Annotated in this window: 27 protein-coding genes and 5 pseudogenes; 13 read left to right on the top strand and 19 right to left on the bottom strand. The window is 70.9% G+C overall.

The annotated features are described in order from the left end of the window. Positions 1 to 4 precede the first annotated feature (4 nt). Positions 5 to 1,690 carry an apolipoprotein N-acyltransferase gene (gene lnt / locus QUE51_RS15325; RefSeq protein WP_286277221.1) on the top strand — a complete coding sequence of 562 codons (1,686 nt, stop codon included), beginning with the start codon at positions 5 to 7 and terminating at the stop codon, positions 1,688 to 1,690. A 546-nt stretch (positions 1,691 to 2,236) separates the two neighbouring features. On the opposite strand, the gene QUE51_RS15330 is transcribed toward lnt, so the two are convergent. The 4 genes and pseudogenes from QUE51_RS15330 to QUE51_RS15345 all read right to left on the bottom strand — a co-directional run bounded on the left by QUE51_RS15330 (position 2,237) and on the right by QUE51_RS15345 (position 5,046). Continuing rightward, positions 2,237 to 2,602, bottom strand: a complete 366-nt coding sequence (locus tag QUE51_RS15330; RefSeq protein ID WP_286277222.1) for an RNA polymerase-binding protein RbpA — start codon at positions 2,600 to 2,602, stop codon at positions 2,237 to 2,239. Positions 2,603 to 2,730: 128 nt separating this feature from the next. Then, complete coding sequence (locus QUE51_RS15335) at positions 2,731 to 3,453, bottom strand: glycerophosphodiester phosphodiesterase family protein (RefSeq protein WP_286277223.1); 723 nt, start codon at positions 3,451 to 3,453, stop codon at positions 2,731 to 2,733. A gap of 215 nt (positions 3,454 to 3,668) precedes the next feature. Next, positions 3,669 to 4,573, bottom strand: a pseudogene (locus QUE51_RS15340) (SPFH domain-containing protein); the annotation flags it as partial. Next, positions 4,570 to 5,046, bottom strand: a complete 477-nt coding sequence (locus QUE51_RS15345; protein WP_286277224.1) for an NfeD family protein — start codon at positions 5,044 to 5,046, stop codon at positions 4,570 to 4,572. The gene QUE51_RS15345 and the pseudogene QUE51_RS15340, both read right to left, overlap by 4 nt. Before the next feature lie 136 nt (positions 5,047 to 5,182). Here QUE51_RS15345 and QUE51_RS15350 point away from each other — a divergent pair, with 136 nt between their 5' ends. Further along, on the top strand, positions 5,183 to 5,962 hold the full coding sequence (locus QUE51_RS15350) for an SDR family oxidoreductase (RefSeq protein WP_286277225.1): 780 nt from the start codon (positions 5,183 to 5,185) through the stop codon (positions 5,960 to 5,962). Between the two features lie 91 nt (positions 5,963 to 6,053). Further along, positions 6,054 to 6,422: pseudogene (locus QUE51_RS15355) on the top strand (NUDIX domain-containing protein); the annotation flags it as partial. Here the strand turns inward: QUE51_RS15355 and QUE51_RS15360 are convergent. Together QUE51_RS15360 and QUE51_RS15365 are read right to left on the bottom strand one after the other, a co-directional pair. Beyond that, positions 6,419 to 6,565 carry an imine reductase family protein gene (locus tag QUE51_RS15360; protein ID WP_286279427.1) on the bottom strand — a complete coding sequence of 49 codons (147 nt, stop codon included), beginning with the start codon at positions 6,563 to 6,565 and terminating at the stop codon, positions 6,419 to 6,421. The pseudogene QUE51_RS15355 and the gene QUE51_RS15360 overlap by 4 nt on opposite strands. Then, a pseudogene (locus QUE51_RS15365) lies at positions 6,562 to 7,277 on the bottom strand (NAD(P)-dependent oxidoreductase). Before QUE51_RS15365 ends, QUE51_RS15360 begins: the two are co-directional and overlap by 4 nt. Positions 7,278 to 7,336: 59 nt before the next feature. Between QUE51_RS15365 and QUE51_RS15375 the strand changes: the two are divergent. Beyond that, positions 7,337 to 8,041, top strand: coding sequence for a phosphatase PAP2 family protein (locus QUE51_RS15375; protein ID WP_286277228.1), 705 nt, complete (start codon positions 7,337 to 7,339; stop codon positions 8,039 to 8,041). Positions 8,042 to 8,062: 21 nt separating this feature from the next. Here the strand turns inward: QUE51_RS15375 and QUE51_RS15380 are convergent, their stop codons facing one another. Both QUE51_RS15380 and QUE51_RS15385 read right to left on the bottom strand, forming a co-directional pair. Further along, on the bottom strand, positions 8,063 to 8,794 hold the full coding sequence (locus QUE51_RS15380; protein WP_286277230.1) for a cation:proton antiporter domain-containing protein: 732 nt from the start codon (positions 8,792 to 8,794) through the stop codon (positions 8,063 to 8,065). After that, complete coding sequence (locus QUE51_RS15385) at positions 8,791 to 9,978, bottom strand: cation:proton antiporter (RefSeq protein WP_286277232.1); 1,188 nt, start codon at positions 9,976 to 9,978, stop codon at positions 8,791 to 8,793. Before QUE51_RS15385 ends, QUE51_RS15380 begins: the two co-directional genes overlap by 4 nt. Before the next feature lie 108 nt (positions 9,979 to 10,086). Between QUE51_RS15385 and QUE51_RS15390 the strand changes: the two genes are divergently transcribed. From QUE51_RS15390 to QUE51_RS15405, 4 genes are all read left to right on the top strand, one after another. Further along, positions 10,087 to 10,587, top strand: coding sequence for a DUF1990 domain-containing protein (locus tag QUE51_RS15390; protein WP_286277233.1), 501 nt, complete (start codon positions 10,087 to 10,089; stop codon positions 10,585 to 10,587). Positions 10,588 to 10,667: 80 nt separating this feature from the next. Next, the gene (locus QUE51_RS15395) at positions 10,668 to 11,483 is read left to right on the top strand and encodes an NAD-dependent epimerase/dehydratase family protein (RefSeq protein WP_286277234.1); all 816 of its coding nucleotides are present in this window, start codon (positions 10,668 to 10,670) and stop codon (positions 11,481 to 11,483) included. Beyond that, a complete protein-coding gene (locus tag QUE51_RS15400; protein ID WP_286277235.1) occupies positions 11,480 to 11,617 on the top strand; it encodes a hypothetical protein in 138 nt (45 codons plus the stop codon). The genes QUE51_RS15395 and QUE51_RS15400 overlap by 4 nt, the downstream gene beginning before the upstream one ends. Continuing rightward, on the top strand, positions 11,614 to 12,537 hold the full coding sequence (locus tag QUE51_RS15405; RefSeq protein ID WP_286277236.1) for an RNA polymerase sigma-70 factor: 924 nt from the start codon (positions 11,614 to 11,616) through the stop codon (positions 12,535 to 12,537). Before QUE51_RS15400 ends, QUE51_RS15405 begins: the two co-directional genes overlap by 4 nt. A gap of 187 nt (positions 12,538 to 12,724) precedes the next feature. On the opposite strand, the gene QUE51_RS15410 is transcribed toward QUE51_RS15405, so the two are convergent. Continuing rightward, the gene (locus QUE51_RS15410; protein WP_286277237.1) at positions 12,725 to 13,273 is read right to left on the bottom strand and encodes a dihydrofolate reductase family protein; all 549 of its coding nucleotides are present in this window, start codon (positions 13,271 to 13,273) and stop codon (positions 12,725 to 12,727) included. A gap of 59 nt (positions 13,274 to 13,332) precedes the next feature. Continuing rightward, positions 13,333 to 14,274 carry an alpha/beta fold hydrolase gene (locus tag QUE51_RS15415; RefSeq protein ID WP_286277238.1) on the bottom strand — a complete coding sequence of 314 codons (942 nt, stop codon included), beginning with the start codon at positions 14,272 to 14,274 and terminating at the stop codon, positions 13,333 to 13,335. A gap of 130 nt (positions 14,275 to 14,404) precedes the next feature. Here QUE51_RS15415 and QUE51_RS15420 point away from each other — a divergent pair, with 130 nt between their 5' ends. Further along, complete coding sequence (locus tag QUE51_RS15420; RefSeq protein ID WP_286277239.1) at positions 14,405 to 15,085, top strand: dihydrofolate reductase family protein; 681 nt, start codon at positions 14,405 to 14,407, stop codon at positions 15,083 to 15,085. 348 nt (positions 15,086 to 15,433) lie between these two features. Further along, positions 15,434 to 15,790 (top strand): annotated as a pseudogene (locus tag QUE51_RS15425) (FBP domain-containing protein); the annotation flags it as partial. 27 nt (positions 15,791 to 15,817) lie between these two features. Here QUE51_RS15425 and QUE51_RS15430 read toward each other — a convergent pair. Next, positions 15,818 to 16,264 carry a pyridoxamine 5'-phosphate oxidase family protein gene (locus tag QUE51_RS15430; protein ID WP_286277240.1) on the bottom strand — a complete coding sequence of 149 codons (447 nt, stop codon included), beginning with the start codon at positions 16,262 to 16,264 and terminating at the stop codon, positions 15,818 to 15,820. A 106-nt stretch (positions 16,265 to 16,370) separates the two neighbouring features. On the opposite strand from QUE51_RS15430, the gene QUE51_RS15435 reads away from it, so the two are divergent. Further along, complete coding sequence (locus QUE51_RS15435; RefSeq protein WP_286277242.1) at positions 16,371 to 17,177, top strand: alpha/beta fold hydrolase; 807 nt, start codon at positions 16,371 to 16,373, stop codon at positions 17,175 to 17,177. 154 nt (positions 17,178 to 17,331) lie between these two features. Here QUE51_RS15435 and QUE51_RS15440 read toward each other — a convergent pair whose 3' ends face one another. Genes QUE51_RS15440 through QUE51_RS15450 form a run of 3 tightly spaced genes read right to left on the bottom strand, consistent with a single transcriptional unit; the run spans position 17,332 to position 19,406 of the window. Continuing rightward, complete coding sequence (locus tag QUE51_RS15440) at positions 17,332 to 17,853, bottom strand: FAD-linked oxidase C-terminal domain-containing protein (RefSeq protein WP_286277243.1); 522 nt, start codon at positions 17,851 to 17,853, stop codon at positions 17,332 to 17,334. Then, on the bottom strand, positions 17,814 to 18,728 hold the full coding sequence (locus tag QUE51_RS15445; protein WP_286277244.1) for an FAD-binding oxidoreductase: 915 nt from the start codon (positions 18,726 to 18,728) through the stop codon (positions 17,814 to 17,816). Before QUE51_RS15445 ends, QUE51_RS15440 begins: the two co-directional genes overlap by 40 nt. A 3-nt stretch (positions 18,729 to 18,731) precedes the next feature. Continuing rightward, positions 18,732 to 19,406, bottom strand: coding sequence for a ribonuclease H family protein (locus QUE51_RS15450; RefSeq protein ID WP_286277245.1), 675 nt, complete (start codon positions 19,404 to 19,406; stop codon positions 18,732 to 18,734). A 116-nt stretch (positions 19,407 to 19,522) separates the two neighbouring features. On the opposite strand from QUE51_RS15450, the gene QUE51_RS15455 reads away from it, so the two are divergent. Both QUE51_RS15455 and QUE51_RS15460 read left to right on the top strand, forming a co-directional pair. Further along, on the top strand, positions 19,523 to 19,843 hold the full coding sequence (locus tag QUE51_RS15455) for a nucleotidyltransferase domain-containing protein (RefSeq protein ID WP_286277246.1): 321 nt from the start codon (positions 19,523 to 19,525) through the stop codon (positions 19,841 to 19,843). Beyond that, a complete protein-coding gene (locus tag QUE51_RS15460; RefSeq protein ID WP_286277247.1) occupies positions 19,794 to 20,216 on the top strand; it encodes a hypothetical protein in 423 nt (140 codons plus the stop codon). The genes QUE51_RS15455 and QUE51_RS15460 overlap by 50 nt, the downstream gene beginning before the upstream one ends. Before the next feature lie 24 nt (positions 20,217 to 20,240). On the opposite strand, the pseudogene argG reads toward QUE51_RS15460, so the two are convergent. From argG to dhaM, 5 genes and pseudogenes are all read right to left on the bottom strand, one after another. Further along, a pseudogene (gene argG, locus QUE51_RS15465) lies at positions 20,241 to 21,673 on the bottom strand (argininosuccinate synthase). A gap of 59 nt (positions 21,674 to 21,732) precedes the next feature. Beyond that, positions 21,733 to 22,266 (bottom strand): hypothetical protein, encoded by a 534-nt coding sequence (locus QUE51_RS15470; protein ID WP_286277248.1) that lies wholly within the window; start codon positions 22,264 to 22,266, stop codon positions 21,733 to 21,735. 80 nt (positions 22,267 to 22,346) lie between these two features. Beyond that, positions 22,347 to 23,135, bottom strand: a complete 789-nt coding sequence (locus tag QUE51_RS15475; protein ID WP_286277249.1) for an alpha/beta fold hydrolase — start codon at positions 23,133 to 23,135, stop codon at positions 22,347 to 22,349. Positions 23,136 to 23,201: 66 nt separating this feature from the next. Further along, positions 23,202 to 23,648 (bottom strand): YdeI/OmpD-associated family protein, encoded by a 447-nt coding sequence (locus tag QUE51_RS15480; RefSeq protein WP_286277250.1) that lies wholly within the window; start codon positions 23,646 to 23,648, stop codon positions 23,202 to 23,204. A gap of 15 nt (positions 23,649 to 23,663) precedes the next feature. Then, positions 23,664 to 24,377, bottom strand: a complete 714-nt coding sequence (dhaM, locus tag QUE51_RS15485; RefSeq protein ID WP_286277251.1) for a dihydroxyacetone kinase phosphoryl donor subunit DhaM — start codon at positions 24,375 to 24,377, stop codon at positions 23,664 to 23,666.

The raw sequence follows: 24,377 nt of genomic DNA on the forward strand, positions 1-24,377 counted from the left end.
ACGCGTGACGGCTGAGCCTCTGATCGCGGAGCGCCCGGCGGGCACCGGTTCGGCCGGGCGTCGTCGCGGTGTGCCGCCCCAGGCCGTCCCCGTCCGAGTCGGCGCGGTGGTCCCACTCTGGGGAACGGTCCTGCTGGCTATCGGCGCGGCCGCGCTCCTGGACGGCGCGTTCCCCGACGCCGGGATCTGGCCGCTCGCCTTCCCCGGCGTCGCGATCGTGCTCGTCGCGCTGCGCGGTCGCCGGCCTGGGGGCGCCTTCCTGACCGGACTCGTGTTCGGACTCACCTTCTACCTCGTGCACATCGAGTGGGCGACCCTGTTCCTCGGCGACCTGCCATGGCTGGCACTGTCGACACTGGAGGCGCTGTTCGTGGCGGGCGGCAGCGTCCTCGTGTCGCTGGCCTACCGGTGGGTGCCGCGGGTCTTCCCGAGCAGGCTGGGACGGATCGGTGTCGTCCCGCTCGTCGTCGCCGGCCTCTGGACGGCTCGCGAGGCGATCAGCGCCGTCTGGCCCTACGGCGGCTTCTCCTGGGGCCGGCTCGCGATGTCCCAGTCGGAGAGCCCCTTCCGGCACCTCTTCTCCTGGCTCGGCATCTCGGGCGTCGGGTTCGTGCTCGTCGCGCTGACCGCGCTGGCGGTCGAGCTGTGGTTCGCGCGTCCCCGCCGGCTCCCGGGGCTGCCCGGTCGCGTGGTTCCGGACGTGCTGCTCCTTGCGGTCGCGACCGCCGCTGCGCTCGCCGTTCCGTCCTGGGCCACCGTCGACGCGGGAAGCCTGCGCGTCGGGGCCGTTCAGGGGAACACCCGTTCGGCGTACTTCGACCAGCGCGGCTACGACGGGGAGATCCTCGACGGCCACATCTCCGCCTCGCTGCCGATCATCGAGGACCACCTCGACGTGCTCCTGTGGCCGGAGGGCGCCAGCGACCTGGATCCGCTGCGGTCGCCGCGCGCCGCCGAGGCGCTCGACCTCGTCTCGGAGGCCGCCTCGGCGCCCCTCATCGTGGGCGCGATCACCACGCGGGGGGACCGCTACTACAACTCGTCGCTGCTCTGGGAGCCGGGCCGAGGCAAGGTCGACCTGTACGACAAGCGGCATCCCGTGCCCTTCGGGGAATACGTGCCCGACCGGAAGTTCTGGGAGCCGTTCGCGCCCGACCTGATCGGGTTGATCCAGCGGGAGTACACGCCCGGCACGACGGATCCCGTCTTCGACCTCGGCAAGGCCGTCGTGGGCGTCAACATCTGCTTCGACATCGTGGATGACGCCCTGATGACCCAGAGCGTCCAGGAGGGCGCCCAGGTGCTCTTCGCGCAGAGCAACAACGCGGACTTCGGGCATACCGACGAGAGCGTGCAGCAGCTGGCGATCGCCCGCATCCGGGCTCTGGAGACGGGGCGCACAGTGGTGAACATCTCGACCGTGGGGACGAGCGCTGTGATCGCGCCGGACGGCTCGACGATCGACCAGCTGCCGACCTACCAGGCGGGCACCATGGTGGACGATGTGCCGCTGCGAAACGGGCTGACGCCTGCGGTCGTGGCCGGTCGGGAGTTCGAGGTCCTGGTGTCCGGCTTCGGGCTAGCGGCGCTGCTCCTCGCGGGCATCCGTTTCCGTGCGCTTCGCCGAGCGCGGCCCGCACCCACACCGCGCTCGCCGAGCGCGCCCCGTAACGACGAGCGCGCCCCGTAGACACCCCGCGCTCGTCGTCACGCCCCGCGCTCGGCGAGAGACGTGAGACGCGCCGGCGCCTCGCCCCGCGCTCGGCGCTCGGCGCTTGAGGCAGCCGCAACGGGCGCTGAGAAGGCTGGGACGCAACGAGCGCTCGAAAAGGGGGCCCGCCTCCTCGTCTTAAGCCTCCACAGAAACGCCGCGCAGGGGTTCCGGTCACACGAGACGTCGATTTCGAGACGCTCGCTCCGCGAGCTCCTCAATCATCGGATGAGCGGGGCTCCCTTGCTGTTGAGCCCAGAACCCAACACCCGGGGTTCCCGTCACACGAAGGGTGGATTTCGAGACGCTCGCTCCGCGAGCTCCTCAATCAGCGGATCAAGGGGGCCTTGGCGCTTAGCCCGCAACGCGATACAGAGGTTCCCGTCACACGAACCGTGGATTTCGAGACGCTTGCTCCGCGCGCTCCTCAACCAGCGGACCAGGGGGTCCTCTCCACGCAAAGGAAAAGGGCCGCCCTGGATCGGGCGGCCCTCGCAGGTCCCGAGCGGGACCGTACAACCTTCGTCAGGAGGCGATGCTCTGCTTTCCTCGACGAGCGCGCAGGTACTGGAGGCGCTCCTCCAGGAGCTCCTCGAGCTCGGCGCGCGTGCGGCGCTCGAGCAGCATGTCCCAGTGGGTCCGCGGCGCCTTGGCCTCGGCCTTCGTGGACTCGACAGGGGTCCCGTCGCTCTCCAGAAGGACTCCGGACTTGCCGGACTTGGGGGAGGTCCAGGTCTCGGGGATCTCGGCCTCCTCGGAGAACGTCACCTCGAACGTGGAACCGTCCTCACTGCGGTAATGCGCAGTGATCCTGGGGGAGAAGACCACGCCCTCTTCGCTCTGCAGACTCTGGCTGCCGAGACGCATTCCGCGCAGACTGCGATCTGCCATTGTGTGACTCCTCTCGCTGGTGTTCCCCATCCTGAACCTCCGGCCGGGGGACATCCTTCCCCCACGGATGATTCTCAGAACCTTCTCAGTGACCCTCAGGAAGAGACCTTGGTCCTAGCGTCTTGAGGTCATTCGGAGCGGCGGCGGACCTCCGCGGCGAGCAGATCACAGCGGTCGGTGACGATTCCGTCGACGCCAGCGTCGAGCAGTCGGCGCATGTCGGACGGCTCGTTGACGGTCCAGATGTGCACCTCGACTCCGGCGTCCGCGAAGGCTCGGAGCATCCGAGGGGTGGTCAAACGCACCCGCCCGGCCTTCTCGGGTATCTGTACGGCGTCAACATGCCGCAGAACGGCGCGGGTGAGGGCTCGGAGGCCCAGGATTCCGCCGAGCACTGCCCCGAGTACCTGCGGCGCCGATGCGGATGTCGCGACGTCGCCGGTGCGGGCGAGGGTGGCGGTCCGGCGCGCGGAGCTGAACGACGTGACGAGGACGCGGTCGGCTGCGGCGGCGTCGCGGATCGCGGCGGCGACCGGGGCGATCGCGGCCTTCGCTTTCACGTCGATGTTGAAGCGGGCAGACGGAAAGGTCTGCAAAGCGTCGACCAGGGTACAAATTCGGTTGCCGAAGGGCTCGATCGCACGCAATTCCGCCAGTGTCAGCGCCGATACGGCGACATCGCGCCCGGCGAGCCGACGCAGGTCGGGGTCGTGCAGCAGCACGGCGACGCCGTCGGCGGTCGCGTGCGCGTCGGTCTCCAGGTAATGGGCACCTGCATCCAGGGCGGCGGCGAACGCGTCGACGCTGTTCTCGAGCAGGCCGCCGAGCGCGAGCCCGCGATGGGCGATCACCCGCGGACGCGGGGGAGCGAAGTAGGGACGGGGCGGGCGGGTCACGCGCCCGGGGGCGGCACGTCGCCGGCCGGCCCGACCGAACGCGTGGAATCCGCACCGGCCGCGGCTTCGGCCGCCTCCGCACGCGCTGCGTCAGCGGAGGCGCGGGCCGATGCGGCGGCTTCGGCGGCCCGGCCGCGGGCAGCGGCCCGCTGCTCCTCGTCCACCGGAGCGGACGGCTCGCCGTGCCCACCGAGTGCGCCGCTGATCGCCTTGAGCGCCTCCGTCAGCTCGCTCGGGATGATCCAGAGCTTGCTGGCCGGGCCCTCCGCGAGCTTCGGAAGCATCTGCAGGTACTGGTATGCCAGCAGGGGGCTGTCGGGGTTGCCGAGGTGGATGGCGTTGAACACGGTGGCGATGGCCTGCGCCTCACCGTCGGCGCGAAGCACCTGCGCCTTCGCGTCACCCTCGGCCTGGAGGATCGCCGCCTGGCGCGCGCCCTCCGCGGTGAGGATCGCCGCCTGCTTGGTGCCCTCGGCGGTGAGGATCTGGGCACGGCGGTCGCGCTCGGCGCGCATCTGCTTCTCCATCGAGTCCTGGATGGACGCGGGCGGATCGATCGCCTTCAGCTCGACGCGGCCGACGCGGATGCCCCACTTGCCGGTCGCCTCGTCGAGCACGACGCGCAGCTGGCTGTTGATGTTGTCGCGGCTCGTGAGGGCCTGCTCGAGGTTGAGCCCGCCGACGACGTTGCGGAGGGTGGTGGTCGTGAGCTGCTCGACCGCTCCCAAGTAGTTGGCGATCTCGTACGTCGCCGCACGGGCGTCGGTGACCTGGAAGTAGACGACCGTGTCGATCGAGACGACCAGGTTGTCCTCGGTGATGACCGGCTGCGGGGGAAGGACACGACCTGCTCGCGCATGTCGACGAGCGGACGCACCCGGTCGATGAACGGGACGAGCAGATTGAGGCCCGGCGTCAGCGTCTTGTGGTACTTACCGAGCCGCTCGACGACGCCCGCGTAGGCCTGCGGGATGATGCGGATCGAGCGGATCAGCACCACCAGCACGAAGATGACGACGACGACGAGCAGGGCGATCACGAACAGCTGGCCGAGGAATGCGGTGCCGTCGATCATGGCTGCGGGGTCCTTCCGGTGGGGGCGACGATGGCGACGGAGCCGCGGATGGCTCGCACCGTGACGGTGGCGCCGACCCCGAGGAGGTCGGACGAGGTGGGGCCTTCGGTTTCGGCGGTCCAGGTCTCGCCGTTGGTGAGCTTCACCTGGCCGCCCGTCTCGCCGAAGGGGACGACGACGCGGCCGGTCATGCCGAAGAGCGCATCCAGGTTGCTGGGAGTCGGATCGGCGCCCTTGCGCGTCAGGCGGAGCAGGACGGGCCGGATGAGCACGAGCAGCAGCACCGACAGGATCGCCGCGACGAGGATCTGCACCCACCAGGGGGCGCCGAGCAGGTTCGTGCCGAACCCGCCGAGGCTGCCCGCCGCAATCATCAGGAAAGTGAAATCCAGCGTGAGCAGCTCGATGATGACGCAGATGAGGATGAAGCCCAGCCAGACGATCCAGAGGAACTGGGTGATGTCGGGGAGCATGGGCATCCTTTTCGGCGCTTGTAGGCCGAATCTACCCGGTTCTCGCTCGTGAGGGGCTGATTCTGAGGACGATTCACCTCGTCAGCGGCTCGTCGCCCGCCTGGGCGGCCGGGAGGGCGGTTGGTAGGGTCGGACCGTGGTCACGACGCCTGAATCGAACCCTCTTCCGCCCGGATCCCTGGAGGGCCGTCGCGCTCTGGTCACCGGATCGTCGCGCGGTGTGGGCGCCGACACCGCCGTCTACCTGTCGCAGGCGGGCGCGAAGGTCGTCATCAACTACCGCAACAAGGAGAAGCGCGCCCAGCAGCTGGTCGCCCAGCTCACGGAGCGCGGGGGAGAGGCGATCGCGGTGGGCGCCGATCTGACGGATCCCGCCTCCGTCGCGGCCATGTTCGACCGCATCCGCGAGGAGTGGGGCGGCCTCGACATCCTCATCCTCAACGCCTCGGGCGGAATGGAGACGGGGCTCGGCGAGGACTACGCCCTCCGGCTCAACCGGGACGCGCAGCTGTCCGTCCTCAACGCCGCGCTGCCGCTGCTGGGCGAGGGCGGCCGCGTCGTGTTCGTGACCAGCCATCAGGCGCACTTCATCCGCGATGCGGAGACGATGCCGGAGTACGAGCCCGTCGCCCTCAGCAAGCGTGCCGGCGAGGATGCGCTGCGCGAGCGGATCCCGGACCTGCGGGCTCGGGGCATCGACTTCGTCGTCGTCTCCGGCGACATGATCGAGGGCACCATCACGGCGACCCTGCTCGAGCGGGCCCGGCCCGGCGCCATCGAGGCCCGCAAGGAGGCCGCCGGCCGCCTCTACAACGTCGCCGAGTTCGCCGCCGAGGTCGCCCTCGCCTGCGTGCAGGAGGTGCCGCTCGACAACACCCGGCTGGTCGGGGACGTCAGCAGCTTCGTCGGCCGATGACGTTCCGCGCGACGTCGCGCGTGCTCCTGTTCGACCAGGACGACCGCACGCTGCTCTTCCTCCAGTACGGGAAGGATCGCGGCATCCCGCCCCGCTGGATCACCCCGGGCGGCGGAGTCGACCCGGGGAGGACCACGACCAGGCGGCCGTCCGCGAGCTGCGCGAGGAGACGGGACTCGTGCTCGAGGACGTCGGCAGGCCGTTCTTCGGCGAAGACTTCGACCCTGATCAGCGCTGGCACCCCTACGACACCGCCCACTGGGAGTGGTACGCGGTGCGGGTGAACGGGTTCAGCCCGTCCCGCGACGGCTGGACGGAGGAGGAGCTGACGGACGTGGTCGACTGGCGCTGGTTCTCCGCAGCGGAGCTCGAGGAGACGCCGTACGAGTACGAGCCGCCCGGGCTCCCCGGCCTCCTCGCGGCGGCCTTGGAGACCCTCTCGGCGGAGCCGGCGGCCTAGCTCCGGTCCGGGGCGAAGGCCGTGTACACCGCCGCCATGTCGTCCTTGCCGTGACCCGCGGCGCTCGCCTCCCGGTAGGCGGCGAGGACGGCCTCCACGACCCCGGTGGCGACCCCCGCGCCCTCGGCGGCCTTGGCGATCAGCTGGAGGTCCTTCGCGACGTTGTCGACGGCGAACGAGGGGAGTAGTCGCCGGCCAGGATCGCGCGGCCCTTCAGCTGCGCGAAGGGCGAGTCGGACGGTCCGCGACCGATGGCCGCGAGGAACTGCTCGCCGTCGAGGCCGAGTCCGCGAGTCAGGGCGATGGCCTGCGCGGTGAGGGCGCCGACGCCTGCGACCCACGAGTTGACTGCGAGCTTCAGCGCACTGGCCGCCCCGAGCTCGTCGCCGAGGTCCACGATCCGACCCCCGTACGCGTCGAGCACCGGCGTGACCAGCTCGCGCGCCGCCCGGTCGCCGGACACGAGCGCCACGAGCTTCCCGTCCTCGGCGGGCTGCTTGCTGCCGAGCACGGGCGCATCGAGCAGGCGAAGCCCGTGCTCCTCAGCGAAGCGGGCGACGCGTCGGGTCCCGTCGACGCCGATCGTGCTCGTCTGCAGGATCACCGCCTCGCCCAGGTCCTCGGCGACCTCGCCGAGGACCTCGAGGACCGCGTCGGCGTCGAACAGCATGACGAGGACGGCCTCCGCGCCCCGGACCGCGTCGGCGGGGAGCCGGCGAGGCGCGCGCCGTCCTCGGCCAGCGGGGCGGCCCGCTCCGGGGTGCGATTCCAGACGGTCACCTCGTGGCCGTCCCGGAGGCAGGACCTCGCCATCCCGGCGCCCATGGTCCCGGTTCCCAGCACGGTGACACGCATCGGTGCAACCCCTCTCCGCGCTCAGCCTACGTCCGCGTCAGGATGCCTACCATCGGGGGATGAGCGACACCGCCACCCTGCACAAGCAGGATCGCCAGACCCTGGAAGTGCAGCGGAAGTGGCCCCTGGTCAGCGGCGTGGCCGCACTGCTGCTGGTGGTGCTGGGTGGCGTCCTGATCGCCATCCGGCAGTTCAAGGTGGTGCCGTACGCGGTCGACCAGGAGTGGATGGACGAGCTCTACGAGCACCGCACTCCCGCACTCGAGCAGGTCGCCCTGTTCTTCAACTGGTTCGGCGCCGGAATCGTCGGGGTCTTCGTGGTGCCGATCGTGATCCTCGCGCTGCTGATCCTCTTCAAGCGCAAGTGGGGAGCGATCTTCTTCCTCATCTCGATCGTCGTCAGCGCCGCGCTCGTGCAGATCCTCAAGAACACCGTGGACCGTCCTCGCCCCGAGCAGATCCTCGTGACCGCCGACATCGGCTCATTCCCCAGCGGGCATACGGCGAACGCCGCCACGATCTGCGTCGTGCTCGCCATCATCATTAACCGCTGGTGGGTGTGGGCCCTCGGCGGTCTCTACACCTTCATGATGCTGCTGAGCCGCAACTACCTCGGCGCGCACTGGCTCACCGACACCCTGGGCGGACTCGTCCTCGGCGCGGCCATCGTCCTGATCGTCTGGGCGCCGCTGGCCCACCGGCTGCATCGAGAGACACTGCGAAAGCGCGATGTCCCGCCAGCGCCGGGAGTCCCCGAGTCCTGAGCGCAGGCGGGCCGACGCCGTCTACAGCCCCGTCGTCGCGGCGGCCGCCGGCATCGTGCCATCGGCGGGCCTCGCGCCATCCGGCCGAGGGTCCGGCGGCGGAACGCGCGGCGCCGTCGCCTTCAGGGCGAGCTCCTCGGCGTCGATCGCCGCGAGCACCGCACGCACCGCGTACTCCTCGTAGCGCCCCTCGGCGCGCGCCTGACGCACGGCGTCCCGCTCGGCCGCGATCATGTTGTGGCGCAGCCGGGTGTACTCGGCCAGCCGGAAGCTGTTCTGGGGCTCCTCCGTCTCCGCCTCTTCGGTCAGGAAGGTGGCGTTCACGCGCAGGCGGTTGACGACCCGCTCCTCGACCTCATCGGTGACCTCGTCGTCGAGCCTCGACAGGCCCGCCGCCTGCGCCTCGCTCATCAGGAGCTGGCGTTGCATCTGCTCCTGCTCGAGGTTGGGTGGAGGAAGGCGGAGCCGCCGGATGATCGGCGGGAGTGCGAGCCCGCCGAGCAGCGACACCGCGATGACGAGGAACGCGAGGAACTGGAGGAAGCCGCGGTTCGGCGTCTCCTCTGGAAGCAGGAACACCGCGGCGAGGGTGACGACGCCCCGGATGCCGGAGATCATCACGACGATGGAGTTGCGCCAGCGCCAGCTCCGCTCCCGCAGCCACATCGGTCCGCGCTGATACACGATGGTGGCGCCGGTCAGCCAGAGGACGCGTGAGAAGAAGACGGCCGCGAGCACAGCCCCGCCGATCATGATGGATGGCCAGAAGCCGGGGAGTCGCGGATCGCCTCCCGGACGATTCCCGCGAGGCTCAGGCCGATCAGCAGGAACACCGCGTTCTCGAGCAGGAAGCGGATCGTGCGCCAGTTGAGCCGCTCCGCGATGCGTGCCTCCGCGGACTGGATGGAGGGGGAGCGGTAGCCGAGGAGGAGCCCGGCGAGGACGACCGCGAGCACCCCGGAGCCGTGCAGCAGCTGCGCCGGGATGAACGCGATGTACGGAGTCACGAGCGAGAGGCTGGTGTCGAGGACAGCGGAGTTCAGCCGCTTGCGGATCTCCGCGATGACTGCGCCGACCAGGAGCCCGACACCGGCCCCGACGCCCACGGCGAGGAGCAGGTCGAGGGCCACGGTTCCCGGGTTGACGGTGCTCACGATGGCGGTGATGGAGGCGCTCAGAGCGACGAGGGCGACCGCGTCATTCAGGAGGCTCTCGCCCTCGAGGATGGTGACGGTGCGCCGGGGGAGCCGGAGCCTGCCGGCGATCGCCGTCACCGCGACGGCGTCGGTGGGTGCGACGACAGCGCCGAAGGCCAGCGCTGCGGCCAGCCCGACGCCCGGCAGGACGAGCCAGGTGGTGAGCCCGACGACGATGAACGTGAAGGCGACGAGGCCGACCGAGAGCAGCAGGATGCTGTCGCCGCGCGCTTTGATGTCGATGTAGGACGATCGGATTCCCGCCGCGAACAGCAGCGGCGGCAGCACGCCGTAGAGGACGAGGTCAGGCTCGAGATCGATGTTCGGGATGCCCGGCACGAAGGAGACGATCGCCCCGATCGCGACCAGCGCGAGCGGCGCGGAGAGGCCGAAGCGGCCCGCGAAGCCGGTCACGGTGACGGTCACGATGACGAACGCGACGATCCAGATGATGACGCCGACGGAATCCATCCGACGATTCTGCCGCCACTCAGCGACCGGACAGCGAAAAGTGCGAATCGCGCCCGCGTCAGCTCGACCAGGTCCCGTAGGGGTTCGGGGAGTGGGCCCGAAGTACTCCCGGATGCCTCGCCGCACCGCGTGCCAGATGATGGCGTACTGGATCCAGATGGCCAGGGCGATCAGCCCTGCCGTCACGACCAGGTAGATGACGAGCGCGACGATGCCGACACTGAGGATGGCCGAGAGATCGATCCCGGAAGGGTTTTGGGCAGAGTCCATGGCGGTCACCGTATCGACGGAGGGGAACCCTCCGCACCGGTCAGTTTTCGGCCTTCCCGCGGGACCGACTTGCCGGCGTGGCCGGCTGGCTGTGCCAGGGTGGCAGTCGTGCCGCGCCTGCCTCTTCCCCAGCGCAGCCTGACTTATCCCGAGGTGGGCGCGACCGCGCGACGGCCCCTGCCGCCGGGCTACGAGCACCTGGAGGCCCAGGCCGTCCTCGGACGAGGCGAACGCGTGTTTCGAGACGCGTCGGAGCGCCTGTCGACCTGGCAGCTGCACCGAGGCGCCGGGCTTCGGGTGCGAGCGAGCACGCCGAGGGCCGAACAGGGCAGCGTCGTCCTTCTGCAGTGGGGGCGACTCTTTCGGGCGCCCTGCCGGGTCGTGGAGGTGGAGCTGGGCCTTCGCCTGGTCGGCTTCGCCTACGGCACTCTGCAGGGACATCCGGAACGCGGCGAGGAGCGGTTCGCGATCGAGTGGCGCGACGACGACGCGGTGCTGCTGACGATCGCTGCGTTCTCCCGGCCCGCCACGTGGTGGGCACGGCTGGGAGCGCCGGTCAGCCGCCTGGTGCAGAGGCACCTCACCGGCCGCTATCTGCGGGCGCTGTGAGGCGAACCGAGGGTGTGTGTGTCACAGACGGCGCCGCTGTCTCGTCTGAGTAGCGAAGCCGTCGACAGGAAGGGAACAGCATGCACGTGTTCATCGCAGGAGGCACCGGAGTCCTCGGGCAGCGGATGGTGCCCCAGCTCGTGGCGCGAGGGCACCAGGTGACCGCGACCACCAGGTCGACGGCCCGGCTGGGGGAGCTGGAGCGCCTCGGAGCCGATGGCGTCGTCATGGACGGGCTCGACGCCGCATCGGTAGGAGAGGCGGTCGGCCGAGCGCGGCCGGACGTGATCGTGCACCAGATGACCGCCATCTCCCGGAAGGCGGACCTCAAGCACATGGACCGGTGGTTCGCCACGACCATGCGGCTCCGCACCGAGGGCACCGATCACCTCCTCGCGGCCGCACAGGCCACGGGAGTTCCTGACTTCGTCGCGCAGAGCTACTCCAGCTGGAACGGCATCCGCGAAGGCGGCTGGGTGAAGACGGAGGAGGATCCGTTCGACCCAGTCACCGGCACGACCGCGGAGCCGGTCATGGCGGCCCTCCGCTACCTGGAGGCCGCAGTCATGCGCGCCGGCGGGACCGTTCTCCGCTACGGCTGGCTGTACGGCCCGGGCGCCACGGACGAGCTCCTCGAGCTCGCGCGCAAGCGGATGTTCCCGCTGGTGGGTCGGGGGACCGGCTACAACTCGTGGGTGCACGTCGACGACGCCGCCACCGCCACGGTGCTGGCGATCGAGCAGCGCGCCAAGGGAGTATTCAACGTCGTCGACGACGAGCCGGCGCCCGCCTCCGCATGGCTGCCAGCCCTTGCGGGCGCGGCAGGGGAGGACGCCCGTTCCGAGTGCCGGTCTGGCTCGCGCGTCTCATCGCGGGGGAGGTGGTGGCCGGAATGATGACGGAGGGCCGCGGCTTCACGAACGCCAAGGCGAAGCGCGAACTGGGCTGGGAGCTGCGCTACCCGTCGTGGCGGACCGGCTTCCGGGACGGTCTCGTCCCCGTAGCGCCCGCCACCACGTCGGCATCGTGACCAGATCCGAGGAGTTCCAGGAGCTCCGTCCCCTGCTCTTCGCCATCGCGTACCGGATCCTCGGCAGCGTGAGCGACGCGGAGGACGCCGTCCAGGAGAGCTGGCTGCGCTACGAGACCTCCGACGCCGTGCCCGCCTCACCGAAGGCGTACCTGTCGGCCGTGGTGACGCGGATCTCGATCGACGTCCTCCGGTCGGCACGTGTGCGCCGGGAGGCCTACGTCGGACGGTGGTTCCCGGAGCCGCTCGTCAGCGATCCCTACGAGGATCCCGCCCGGGCCGCCGAGCTCGCCGACTCGGTGTCGATGGCCGCCCTGCTGCTCCTGGAGCGGCTCAGCCCGCTGGAGCGGGCCGTGTTCGTGCTGCGGGAGGTGTTCGCGTTCGACTTCGCCGACGTGGCGTCCGCGGTCGGCCGCTCCGAAGACGCCGTCCGGCAGCTCGCGGTGCGCGCCCGACGGCACATGGACGAGGGACGCCCGCGTTTCGAGGCGGACCGGCGGGAGCGCGACGAGCTGGCCGCGCGCTTCTTCGACGCCATCCGGGACGGCGATGTGGAGGCGCTCCGAGAGCTGCTCGCCGCAGACGTCCAGCTCACCGCGGACGCCGGCGGAAAGGCGCCCATGTGGGGCAGGGGAATCTTCGGGGGAGCCAACGTCGCTCGGGTTCTCGAGTCGACGATGCCGATCTTCGGCCAGATCGGCGGGACGCTCGAGCCCCGGACGATCAACGGCCAGCCGGGTGCGATCCTGCGCGACGGCGAGGGCCGAGTGCTGAACACCTGGTCGCTCGACATCCTCGACGGGCGGATTCAGTCGATCCGGGCGGTGCTGAATCCCGACAAGCTCGGCCACCTAGGGCCGGTCGCCGATGCCTGGGCGGTCTTCCAGCAGGGGAAGGATGTGCGGCGCCCGCCGGTGTGACGCTGGTGCAGTCTGAGCGCACGTCGCCCTCAAGGCGCCGGTCACGTTATGTCAGTACGGTGTCCTGAAACGCTTGATTCCGGGTTGCCCACTGCGCCGATAATGCACATTATGTCAGATGAAATTACGGGACGCGTCGCAGCAGCCCAATAGAACCACCCGACGAGCTCTCAGGGACTCCCCTTCGCTACGAGCGGTCGGCGGGTACGTAGCGCTCGGCGCGCACGCCCGACGAGAACTCGGTCACTCCGACGAGCTCCAGGTCGAGCGGCTTGGCAAGTCCCTCGAACAACCATGGCCCGTGGCCGACGAGGGCCGGATACACGACGAACTCGTACTCGTCGATGAGGCCGGCGTCGGCCAGAGCCCGCGGCAGCGTGACGCCACCCACGTACAGCCCCTCCCCTGGCTGCTCCTTGAGCTTCCGGACCGCCTCGACGGGATCGCCGGTCAGCGCCTCGGTGTTCCACCCGTCCGGTTCGCGCGTGCTCGACACCAGGTACTTCTTGGCGACGTTGATCGTGTCCTGGAACGGGCGCATCCACTCGGGCAGGTCCTGCGCGGTGCGCCAGAACTCCATCAGCTCATAGGTGGTTCGGCCGAAGATGATCGCGTCGGCACGGGCTATGACCTCGGCCGCGTGTCGGTGCGTCTCCTCGTGCGGACTGCCGGCTCGGTGATCGACACAGCCATCGAGCGAGACATTGATCGAATACCGGAGCTTCCGCGATCCCATGCAGTGAGCTTACCAGCAAATGTGAACACTGTCCACATTCGATCGATCGGCCGGGTGGATCATCGCACCCGGAGCGCGGAGAGGCGGGACACTCCCCGGCGCACAGCGGCGAAGATGGCCGGCCCGTAATGCCCCTCGTCGTCGACCACGATGAGCTCCGCCTCCGGCCAGCTGCGCTGCAGGTCGTAGGGCACGGAAAGGCTCGAGCTGAGGTCGCGCCGACCGTGGACGAGCACCCCTGGAATGCCCGCGAGCCGGTCGGCGCGGTCCAGGATGCCGGCGTCGCCGAGGAAGGCGGAGTGCGACCAGTAGTGGAGCACGAGGGTGGCCACCTCCCGCCGCTTGTGCGGGTCCTGCCACCGGGGATCGGGAGCGAAGCCGGGGTCGAGCGAGCCGTGCGTGTTCTCCCAGGCGCCCCAGGCGATCGCGGCGGCCTCGCGGGCGGACGGGTCCGGTCCAGTGATCCTCCGGTACAGCGCATCGACCACCCGCTCCCCCTCCGCCGGGTCTGCGGCCTCCCGAAGCTGCTCCCACTCTCGGGGGAAGACGTGCCGGAGGTCCTGCGTGATCCACTCGACCTCCGACCGGCTCGTCGTGGTCACGGCGCCGAGGACCAGACCGGACACGCGGTCCGGATGCGCCTCCGCGTAGGCGAGTGCGAGCGTCGCGCCCCAGGAGAGGCCGACGACCAACCACGAATCGACGCCCTGCTGGTCCCGCAGCGCCTCGATGTCCGCCAGAAGCGTCTGCGTCGTGTTCCTCCCGAGGGCCTCGAGGTCGTCCGCCGCCGACGGGGTGCTGCGGGCGCACCCGCGCTGGTCGAGGCCGACCACCGTGTTCACCTCGGGATCGAAGTACGCGCGGTGGTGCTCGCTGAGCCCCGAGCCGGGACCGCCGTGCAGGAACAGCGCAGGGACGGGACCCCCGCCCCACCTCTCCCACCAGATGCGGGCGCCGTCCGGGCGCTCGAGGAGACCTTCGTGCTGCGCTGCTCCGGACACGGTCGGACGGTATCGCGGGGCAGTCTTCGGCACAACGAGGGCGACGGGAGGTGTCGATTCCGGCCCGACCCGTTCGTCTCTTCTCCGAGGGGCCAGTTCGGTCCCGTCTTCGAGCACCGGAAGGTTTCCCATGAGCAGGATCTATGTCGCCAACCACATCACTCTGGACGGCGTCATCCAGGGCCTGGGTCGGCCGGACGAGGACGTCCGGGACTGCTTCACCGCCGGCGGCTGGGCGACGCCCCGCGTCGACGCGGCCCTGTCCGCCGCGCTCGGCCAGCGTGTCCAGCAAGCGGGCGGTATGCGGCTCCTGCTCGGACGCCGCAGCTACGAGGGGATGCTCGGCTACTGGAACACGCAGGACAGCCCGTTCAAGGACGGCCTCAACAACGCGGAGAAGTTCGTGGCGTCGCGCTCTGCCCGGTCCGTCCCCTGGCCCAACACGACCCTGCTGTCCGGCGAGGTCGGCGCGGCGGTCGCGGACCTCAAGCGCCGGCCGGGGCCCGACCTCTGCGTCATGGGCAGCGCCGACCTGCTGCAGACGCTCCTGGACGAGCAGCTGGTCGACGAGCTGCTGCTCTTCGTCCATCCGCTCGTGCTCGGCTCAGGGCGTCGGATGTACGCGAAGTCGCCCACGCCCCACCCTGCTGAGCAGCACGTCGACGCCGACGGGCGTCACGATCGCGCACTATCAGGTGACCGGGGCTCGATGAGGCGAGGTGCGCCGGCGGCGGCGCCGATGGCGCGCCTCCCCTCCTGCCGCGGTCCAGAGCCGGCGTCGCCTCAGGTCGGCGGTACACTCGCCGGGTGACCACCTCCCCGCCGATTCGCCTACCGGGCGTCAGGAGGTATCCGGCGCTTTCCGCGCCGGCACGAGGTAGCTGTTCCTTCCGGTCGTTCCGCGCATCCGCGCACTCTCGGCCCGGCGCTTCCGCACGCCCTCTTCCGGCGTGCGCATCGCCGTCGGCCATCCTCCGGACACCCTCCCTCGGCGTCGCGACGTCGAGGTGTGCAGACAGGCAGCATTCATGAACCCCATCTCCGGCGACCGCATCCGCGCGTCCTTCGTCAACACCACCCTCCGTGAGCGTAAGGCGCTCCCCTCCCCGATCTCGACGCCCTCCGCTGGGACGACCTCGACTACCTCGGCTGGCGCGACCCCAAGCAGCCCCAAGTCGGGTACCTCGTGGCCGACCTGGACGGCGACCCCGTCGGGATCATGCTCCGGCAGGCCGAGCGTGCACCTCGCTCCCGAGCCCAGTGCTCACTCTGCGAGGACGTCCAGCTGCCCAACCCGGTCCTCTTCTTCAGCGTGAAGCGGGCAGGAGACGCCGGACGCAACGGCGACACCGTGGGGACGCTCGCGTGCGCGAACTTCGAATGCTCCGCGAACGTGCGGCGGCGCCCTGCGCTCGCGTACATCGGCTTCGACCTGGAGGCGGAGCGCCGGCGGAGGATCGCGGCGCTGCAGGAGCGGGTCGCCAACTTCGTCCGCAACGTCCGCGACGGGGACTGAGCCGCTCGCACCGGCCTGCGGCTGCGCTCAGCGACGGCGCTCCTGCAGGCCGGTCCCGGGCCGCCACCACAGGATGACGAGCTGACCGTCCTCGACGGTGGTGAGGACGACCTCGGTCACCTCGAGCCGGAACGCCCCGGATTCCGGCGCATCGCCCCGCCTCTCCGGGTCCGCGTCCACCAGGACTCCCGCGAGCTTCGCGTCCCCCTCCCCCAGCGAGCCCGTCGGCGGTTCCAGCGTGGGCGAGTGGATGGCCACGCGGGGATCGTGCCGCACGTCCTGTCGCTTGCGCGAGCCGTGCATCATGCCCAGCGTCGCCTCTCCCCCGGCGAACCTCAGCTCCGTGCCGCTGATCCGCGGCGATCCGTCTGCCCGCAGCGTCGCCATCGTCTTGTTCGTTCCCGCGTCGAAGGCGCGGCGCACCGACGCCGCGAACTCCGGGACGTCGGCCTCGACGTCCGCCCATCTCGCCATGGCGTGGACGGTAACGAGAGCCACCGACGTCGCCGCTCCCCCACCTCGGACCGCACAGTCCAGGTTCGGTAGCGTGACCGGACCAGGACGAAGGGAAGGGCGGACGATGCCGACCATCAGGACCGACGATGGCGTGCGTCTCAGCTACACGGAGCACGGCGACCCGGCCGGCGAGCCCGTGGTGCTGATCGCGGGCTTCAAGGCGGCTGCCACCAGCTGGAAGCCGCAGCAGAAGGCGCTGGCCGCGGCGGGCTATCGAGTCCTCTCCCTCGACCGGCGCGGGCACGGGCTCTCCGATCGGCCGACCGCCGGCGCGACGATGGCACGGCACGGGCGGGACCTCGGAGACTTCCTCGGCGCCCTGGCACTCTCGCGCGTCGTGCTGGTGGGCGGCTCGATGGGCGGCAACGTGATCTGGTCCTACGTGTCCTCGTTCGGCACCGGCCGGGTTCGCGCGATCGTCATCGTCGACCAGACGCCGAAGATGCTCAATGCCGCGGACTGGCCGTTCGGGTTCTACGGCTACACCGAGGACAACCGGGACACGCTGTTCGCCGAGACGGTGCCGAATCCGGGCCGCGTCAGCCTGTTCTCCAAGGGTCCCGTCCGGATCGCGCGGCTTCTCCGGGCCCTCGGCGGCGGGGAACGGCGAGAGCTCAGCGAGCTGGAGAGGCAGCTGCTCGGCGACCACGCCCGGGCCGACTGGCGTCCCACCGTGGCCGCGGCCGACGTGCCGGTGCTGTTCGTAGCGGGAAGGGAGAGCGAGTTCTGGCCCGCCGAGCACGCTCCCGCGGCGGCCTCGCTCGCTCGGCGCGGGACCGCCGTCCTCCTCGCCCACGACGGGCACGCCGCCAACATCGAGCAGCCGCGCCGGTTCAACCGCGCACTGCTGCGGTTCCTCTCCCAGCTCTGACCGGACCCTTCCGCGCCGGCCCGCCCCTCCCCCAACAGGCACTTTCGGCTCCAGCAGTAGGACACGCCGACGTCTCGCCTGCTGGAGCCGATTCCGCCTGGGCCCCACGCGGCGTGCTCGTCGCGAGGGAGTGAGGAAGAGCTCTGACGTATCGCTAGGCGGGGAACGCCTTGCCGGGGTTCAGGATGCCGCGCGGGTCGAGCGCGGCCTTGATCGCCCGGTGCAGGTCGAGCACGCGCGGGCCGAGCTCCTCGCCCGCGCCCGGCAGCTTGAGCAGCCCCACCCCGTGCTCCCCCGTGACCGTGCCGCCGAGGGCCAGGCAGTCGGCCACGATCCGGTCGAAGGCGGTCTTGGCTCGCGCCTTGGCGGGCTCGTCGCCCTCCGGCGCGATGATGAGCGGGTGCAGGTTGCCGTCACCGGCATGGGCGATGTTCGCGATCGTCACGTCGTTGTCGGCGGCCGCACGCTGGATCCGCGCAAGCATCTCAGGCACCGCCCCGCGCGGCACGCAGATGTCCTCGGTGAGCACCGGTCCCAGCCGCTCGAGTGCGGGATAGGCGAGCCGTCGCGCTCGGAAGAGCCGCTCGACCTCGCCGGCGTCGATCGCCCGCTCCACGGTCACCGCGCCCGCCTCGCTCATGAGGGCGGCGATCCGCTGGGCCGACTCCTCACCCACTCCCCGGGCTCGTCGACCTTCGCGAGGAGCATCGTGTCCACCTCATGCGGCAGACCCAGGTGCTGCCAGTCGTCGACGGCGCGCAGGCACATCCGGTCCACCAGCTCGAGCGCGGACGGGAGGATGCCGGCGGCCGTGATCGCCGCGACCGCGACGCCCGCGTCCTCGAGTGAGGCGAAGGATCCGACGACGGCGCGCTCCTCGCGCCCGCCCAGCGGCAGGAGCCGCAGGGTGAGCTCGACGATGATCCCCAGCGTTCCCTCTGAGCCGACCAGGAGACCGGTGAGGTCGTAGCCCACGACGCCCTTGGCGGTGGTCCGGCCGAGCGACACGAGACTGCCGTCCGCGAGCACCACCTTGAGGCCGAGAACGTAGTCGCGCGTCACCCCGTACTTGACGCAGCAGATGCCGCCCGCGTTGGTAGCGGCGTTGCCGCCGATCGTCGAGATGGCCGAGCTGGCGGGATCAGGCGGATACCAGAGGCCGTGTTCCGCGACCGTGGCCCGCAGCACGTCACCGATCACACCGGGCTGGGCGACCACGTAGCGCTCGGTCTCGTTGATCTCGAGCACGGCGGTCATCCGCTCCAGCGAGACGACGATGCTGTTCTCGACGGCGTTCGCTCCGCCGGAGAGGCCGGTGCCGGATCCGCGCGGGACGACGCGGAGGCCGGTGTCCCCGGCGATCCGCACGACGGCGGCCACCTCTTCGGCCGTCTCGGCCAGCACCACCGCGACCGGCGCGGTGTACGGCGCCCACTCGGCGTCGTCGTGGCTGTAGGCCTCGAGCGCGGGCGCGTCGGTGAGCAGCCGCTCGGGCGGGACCACCTCCGCGAGCAGCGCGAGGGCGGACGGAGCGGCGGTGTGCGGAACCATCGGCTAGATCAGTCCGCGCAAGAGCTCTTCGGGGCTGCGACCCTCACGGCGGGCGCGCTGCAGCAGCCGCCTGTGCTCCTCGGTCGTCAGCTGCAGGCTCAGCTCGTGGAGCTCGGGCTCGTCGAGCTCGAACAGCGATGCCGGCTCGGCGGGCTCCGCCTCGGCGGCCACTGCGCTCCCGGCCGGCACGGTGACCCTGACCGGGGATGAGGAGGCTGAGCCGAATCCGGGGCCCGTCGGCACCTCCAGCCCGCGCTGATAGGCCTCCGCAGCGCCACGGGCGCGGACATCGGCCGCCTCGTTGAGCACGTGGCCGACGTGTCCCTTGACCCATTCGAACCGGTAGGTCCTGCCCGCGATCGCCTCGTCCAGCTCCTGCAGCAGGTCGAGGTTCATGACCGGCTTGCCGTCGCCCTTGCGCCAGCCCTTCCGCTTCCACCCGGGCATCCACTTCGTCACCGAGTTGATGACGTACTGGCTGTCGCAGAGGACGAGCAGGTCCTCCCCGGTGTGCTCGGTGGCGCGGAACAGCTCGAGGACGGCCTTGAGCTCGCCCATGTTGTTGGTGCCGTGCTTCCAGCCGCCGGCGGCCCAGCGATCGTCGTCGATGTACCACGCCCAGCCGGCGGGCCCCGGATTGCCGAGGGCGGATCCGTCGGCGGCAGCGGTGATCGTCACCGATCCATCGTAGGGAGAACTCCGCTCTCCCCGAGCCGGGCTGCTGGCGCGGCGGCTGGTGGCATCCCGCGAGACCCCGGGTGGACGGGAGTGACCGACACCGGCACGCTGGGCCCATGGACACCGCCGTCGCGAACCTCTCCACCGCCTTCGTGGATCGCCACCTGCCCGGTGCAAGCGCGATCTTCGTGGGCGGCAGCGCCTCGACGGGACGACGCACGGCGACGAGCGACATCGATCTTCTCGTCTTCGCGCCGGCCGAGGCTTTCGCCAATGCATCGAGCCGTGCCTGGATCGCTCGGGAGCAGGGCGAGCGGTTCGAGGTGTTCGCGTACACGGCCGAGGCGTTCCGGGTGGTGCGAGCGCGACTTCGGCTCGCTGCGTCCGGTGCTGCTCTACCTCCTCGTGGAGGGCATCCCACTGCGCTCGGATCGTGACGCGGACACTCTCCGGATCTGGGCCGGTGAGCGTCTCGAGGCAGGACCGCGGCTGCCCGAACACCAGCTCGACGCGCGGCGCTACCTGCTGACGAGCCTCGTCGACGATCTCCTCGACGCCGATGACCCCTTCACCGCGTCGATGCTCCGCGCCGATCTCGTGCGGGAGCTCGCTCAGTTCCTCCTGCTGGCCTGCAATCGCTGGCTAGGGAGCGGGAAATGGCTCGTGCGCCGGCTGCGCGACTTCGACGACGGGCTCGCCACGCGTCTCGCCGCGGTCGCAGACGAACGGGACTCACAAGTCATAGCCGCCATCACGGCCGAGCCGCTTGCGCCACACGGCGGCCTTCTCGAGGAGGACTTCGTCCGCTGAAGCCAGCGGCGGCCGGCCTCCCGGTCAGTCGGTGCCGGCGTCGAACGCCGCTCCCTCCGAGGCGACGTCCGTGGCGCGCTCGAGGGCGGCGTCCGCGTCCGAGCCGCGCTGCATGATCTCCGCGGACTCCCCGGCTCCAGCTCGCCGACGAGCTCCGCCGTGGCGCCGCCGATCAGGCCGGCGGCCGCGTACTGCTCCAGGCGCGAGCGCGAGTCCGCGATGTCGAGGTTCCGCATCGTGAGCTGGCCGATCCGGTCCCCCGGGCCGAACGCCGAGTCGCCGACCCGCTCCATGGAGAGCCGGTCGGGGTGGTAGCTGAGGGTGGGACCCGTCGTGTCGAGGATTGTGTAGTCGTCGCCGCGGCGCAGGCGCAGCCGGACCTCGCCGGTGACGGCGGAGCCGACCCAGCGCACCAGGGACTCACGCAGCATGAGGGACTGGGGGTCGAGCCAGCGTCCCTCGTACATGAGGCGGCCGAGCCGGCGGCCCTCCGCGGAGTAGTTCGCGATGGTGTCCTCGTTATGGATCGCGTTGAGCAGCCGCTCGTAGGCGATGTGCAGCAGAGCCATGCCGGGCGCCTCGTAGATGCCGCGGCTCTTCGCCTCGATGATGCGGTTCTCGATCTGGTCGGAGACCCCGAGGCCGTGCCGGCCGCCGATCGCGTTGGCCTCGAGCACGAGCGCGACGGCATCCGGGAACTCGGCTCCGTTGATCGCGACGGGACGCCCCGCCTCGAAGCGCACGGTGACCTCCTCGGTGGCGACCTCGACGTCGTCCCGCCAGGTGGGCAGGCCCATGATCGGCTCGACGATGTCGAGGCCCGAGCTCAGCTCCTCGAGGCGCTTGGCCTCGTGGGTGGCGCCCCAGATGTTCGCATCCGTGCTGTACGCCTTCTCGGTGGAGTCCCGGTACGGGAAGCCATGGGCGACGAGCCACTCGCTCATCTCGGTGCGGCCGCCCAGCTCGCCGACGAACTGGGCGTCTAGCCACGGCTTGTAGACGCGGAGCCGCGGGTTCGCCATCAGGCCGTAGCGGTAGAACCGCTCGATGTCGTTGCCCTTGTAGGTGGAGCCGTCGCCCCAGATGTCGACGTCGTCCTCCTTCATGGCGCGCACGAGCATGGTGCCCGTCACGGCGCGGCCGAGGGGTGTTGTGTTGAAGTAGGTCTTGCCGCCGGAGCGGATGTGGAAGGCGCCGCACTGCAGGGCGACAAGGCCCTCCTCCACGAGGGCGCTCTTCGCGTCGACGAGGCGGGCGAGCTCCGCCCCGTAGGCGGTGGCGCGTCCCGGGACGGCGGCGATGTCCGGCTCGTCGTACTGGCCGATGTCCGCGGTGTAGGCGCACGGCACGGCGCCCTTCTCCCGCATCCAGGCCACCGCACACGAGGTGTCGAGGCCGCCGGAGAACGCGATGCCGACGCGCTCGCCGACGGGAAGACTGCTCAAGACCTTGGACATACCGTCAACCCTAGGGCGAGCCGTCGCCCGTCCCGGAATGCTGGCCCGCCCCGGAAGGGTCAGGGCGAGGGGACGGTCTCGTCCCAGCCGTCCTGACGTGCGAGGAGCCGTGACCGCTCCTTGAGGTACCCGGCGAGCGGCACCCGGCCCTGGCGCGGCGCCCACTGGACCGTCACGATGCCTTCCGCGAGCAGCAGGGGGCCGGAGCCCGCTGTCAGGGATTCGGCGTCGAGGGCGAGCTCGTCCGCGTCGAAGTTGACGACCTCGCCGGCCGCGAAGCCGCTCTCGAGGGCGGTGCGCCGGATCTGCCGCCGCTGCTCCCCCGACACGGACTGGAAGTTCGGATGGCCTGGCGCGACGGCGCGCGTCACCGAGCCCGCCGCGAAGAGCCGGAGCTCGCGGTCGAGGAGCAGCACTCCCAGCCGCCACACCCTCCCGCGCGGCACGAGCACCATGCCGCCGCCGAGTCCGAAGATGCCGCGCTTCCGCTCGAAGCGGCCGAGCGCCTCGTCGCGCGCACCGTGCTCCTCGAGCCAGGCCGTCGTGCGCTGGAGCATCGCCGCCAGCTCCGGGTAGGTCGCCTCCGTGGACACCGCGCTCCTCCCGCCGCTCGCAGACTACGGGAACCGCGGTGCCGGATCCTGAATCGCACACAGGCCGTGCGCCCGGCGGCTCAGCCCACGCGCTCCAGGAAGCCGAGGGCGGCGTCGCGGAACGCGCGCGAGGTCGGGGCGTTGAAGTGGTTGCGTCCTGGAATCTCGAAGAATTCCCCCGCGGGGGTGCTCGCCGCAAGCTGGCGGGACGCCTCCAGGATCCGGTCCTCACTGCCCGTCGCGAACAGGACCGGCTGCCGCGGCGGGTTGTCCGGATCCGGCTGCGCCCCGCCCTGCATCCCCTCGACGAGCGCGACCAGGGCGTGCAGATCGTTGCTCGGGATGGCCGACGCCATGGTCAGGTACGCCTGCGTGAGCCGGTCCTCGACTGGAGTGCCGTCCGCAAGGAACCGGTTGGCTTGGTCCACGCGGAACCGGGTGAGGGGCGTTCCGTCGGGGATGCCGCCGAACACGGCGCGGCTGATGTGCACCGGCAGCTCGAGGGCGGCGTGCCAACCGACGCGGGCCCCGAGCGAGTATCCGACGAAGGACACGTCGTCGAGGAGGTAGGTGTCGAGCACCACGCCCACGTCGGCCACCAGCGCGTCCATCGTGTAGGCCTCGGGCTCGTGCGGCTTGGTGCTGCCGCCGTGCCCGCGCTGGTCCATCCCGACCACGCGGTAGCCGGCCCGCACAAGCTCCCGCACCCAGCCGGTCCGCAGCCAGTTGGCGACGAACGAGGACGAGAAGCCGTGCACGGCGAAGACGACCGGAGCGGCCGGGTCCTCGCCGAACTCATAGGTGGCGATGGAGATGCCGTCGGCGGTGAGGACGGCCCGGGGCGGCGGCGGCGCGGGAAGCAGAGACATCGCGCCCATCCTGGCGGATCGGCTCCGGGAGAGGGAGGCCCTCCCGCCTGCCGGAAGGGCATCGGGTCAGCGGCGCTTGCCCTCGCGGAGCATCTCGATCGCGGACAGGATGCGCGAGTCCCGGGTCTCCTGCTTCTTGGCGTCGGTGATCCAGGTGACGTAGGCCTGCTGGTGGCTGGGTGCCAGACCGGCGAAGAACCCCGCCGCGGCAGGATCGGCGTCGAGCGCGGTGCGGAGGTCCGCCGGCGCCTCCACGACGCGCGGAGCGTCATCGCGCGTGAGCGTCACGGTGACGGTCTGTCCGGCCGCGACGCCGGCGGCCGTGCGGTTCTCGGCGCTGAGCGGGACCATGACACGTCCCCGGTACGGGCTCACTGTGCTGCGATAGGTGTGCCCCCCGACGGAGACGATCACCGCGACGCGCTTGCCGCCGAGCGCCTCGAGGGTGCCATCGGGGACCGGGATTCCCGTCGCGGACTTCCCCTCCTGCTCGATCGTGGACTCGAAGGTCACCGATTCCGCCATGCCTCAGCTCTCCCCGAATCCGGACCGCACCAGAGCGCCGAGCGCACCCACGGCCTCCGCCGCCTGCGGGCCGGTCGCGGACAGTTCTACCGCGTCGCCGGCGGTCAGGCCGAGCGACATGATCCCCAGGAGGCTCTTCGCGTCCACGCCGTTCACCGTGACCTGGGCGTCGAAGGAGCCTGCGAGCTTCACGAACTCCGCGGCGGGGCGGGCGTGCAGACCCTCCCGATTGACCAGGGTCGCGGTCTCCGTCACCGGGCCGGACTGCGCTGCCACCGGGGATCCCGACGGTGACGCCCCGCCGGGCGGGCTGGAGCCGGCACCGGCCCGCTGCAGCTCCGCTCCGCGCGCCGACTCCCCTGCTGCGACGACGTCGTCGAGGCTTCCGCCGCCCTCTGCCGCGACGGCCCCGGCGACCGCACCCTCCACCAGCGGAGCGTCGACGATCCGCACGCGAGACGGGTCCTCGAGGAAGTCCAGGGCCGTCTCGGCGGTGAGAATCGCGGAGCCGAGGTCACAGAAGATGGCCACGCCGTCCCCGTGGTCGGCCTCGTCGATGGCCGCTGTGACGCGGTCGAAGCTCGTGCCGATGCCGCCCTCGTCGGTCCCCCCGGCGGCCACCAGCGCCACCGTCGGGGCCATCTGCCGCGCCAGCTCGACGAGGCCCTCGGCGATCTTCGCGCTGTGCGAGACGAGGACGAGCCCCACGGAGGCCAC

The organism is Naasia aerilata (assembly GCF_030296595.1).
In the GTDB taxonomy this organism is placed as follows: domain Bacteria; phylum Actinomycetota; class Actinomycetes; order Actinomycetales; family Microbacteriaceae; genus Naasia; species Naasia aerilata.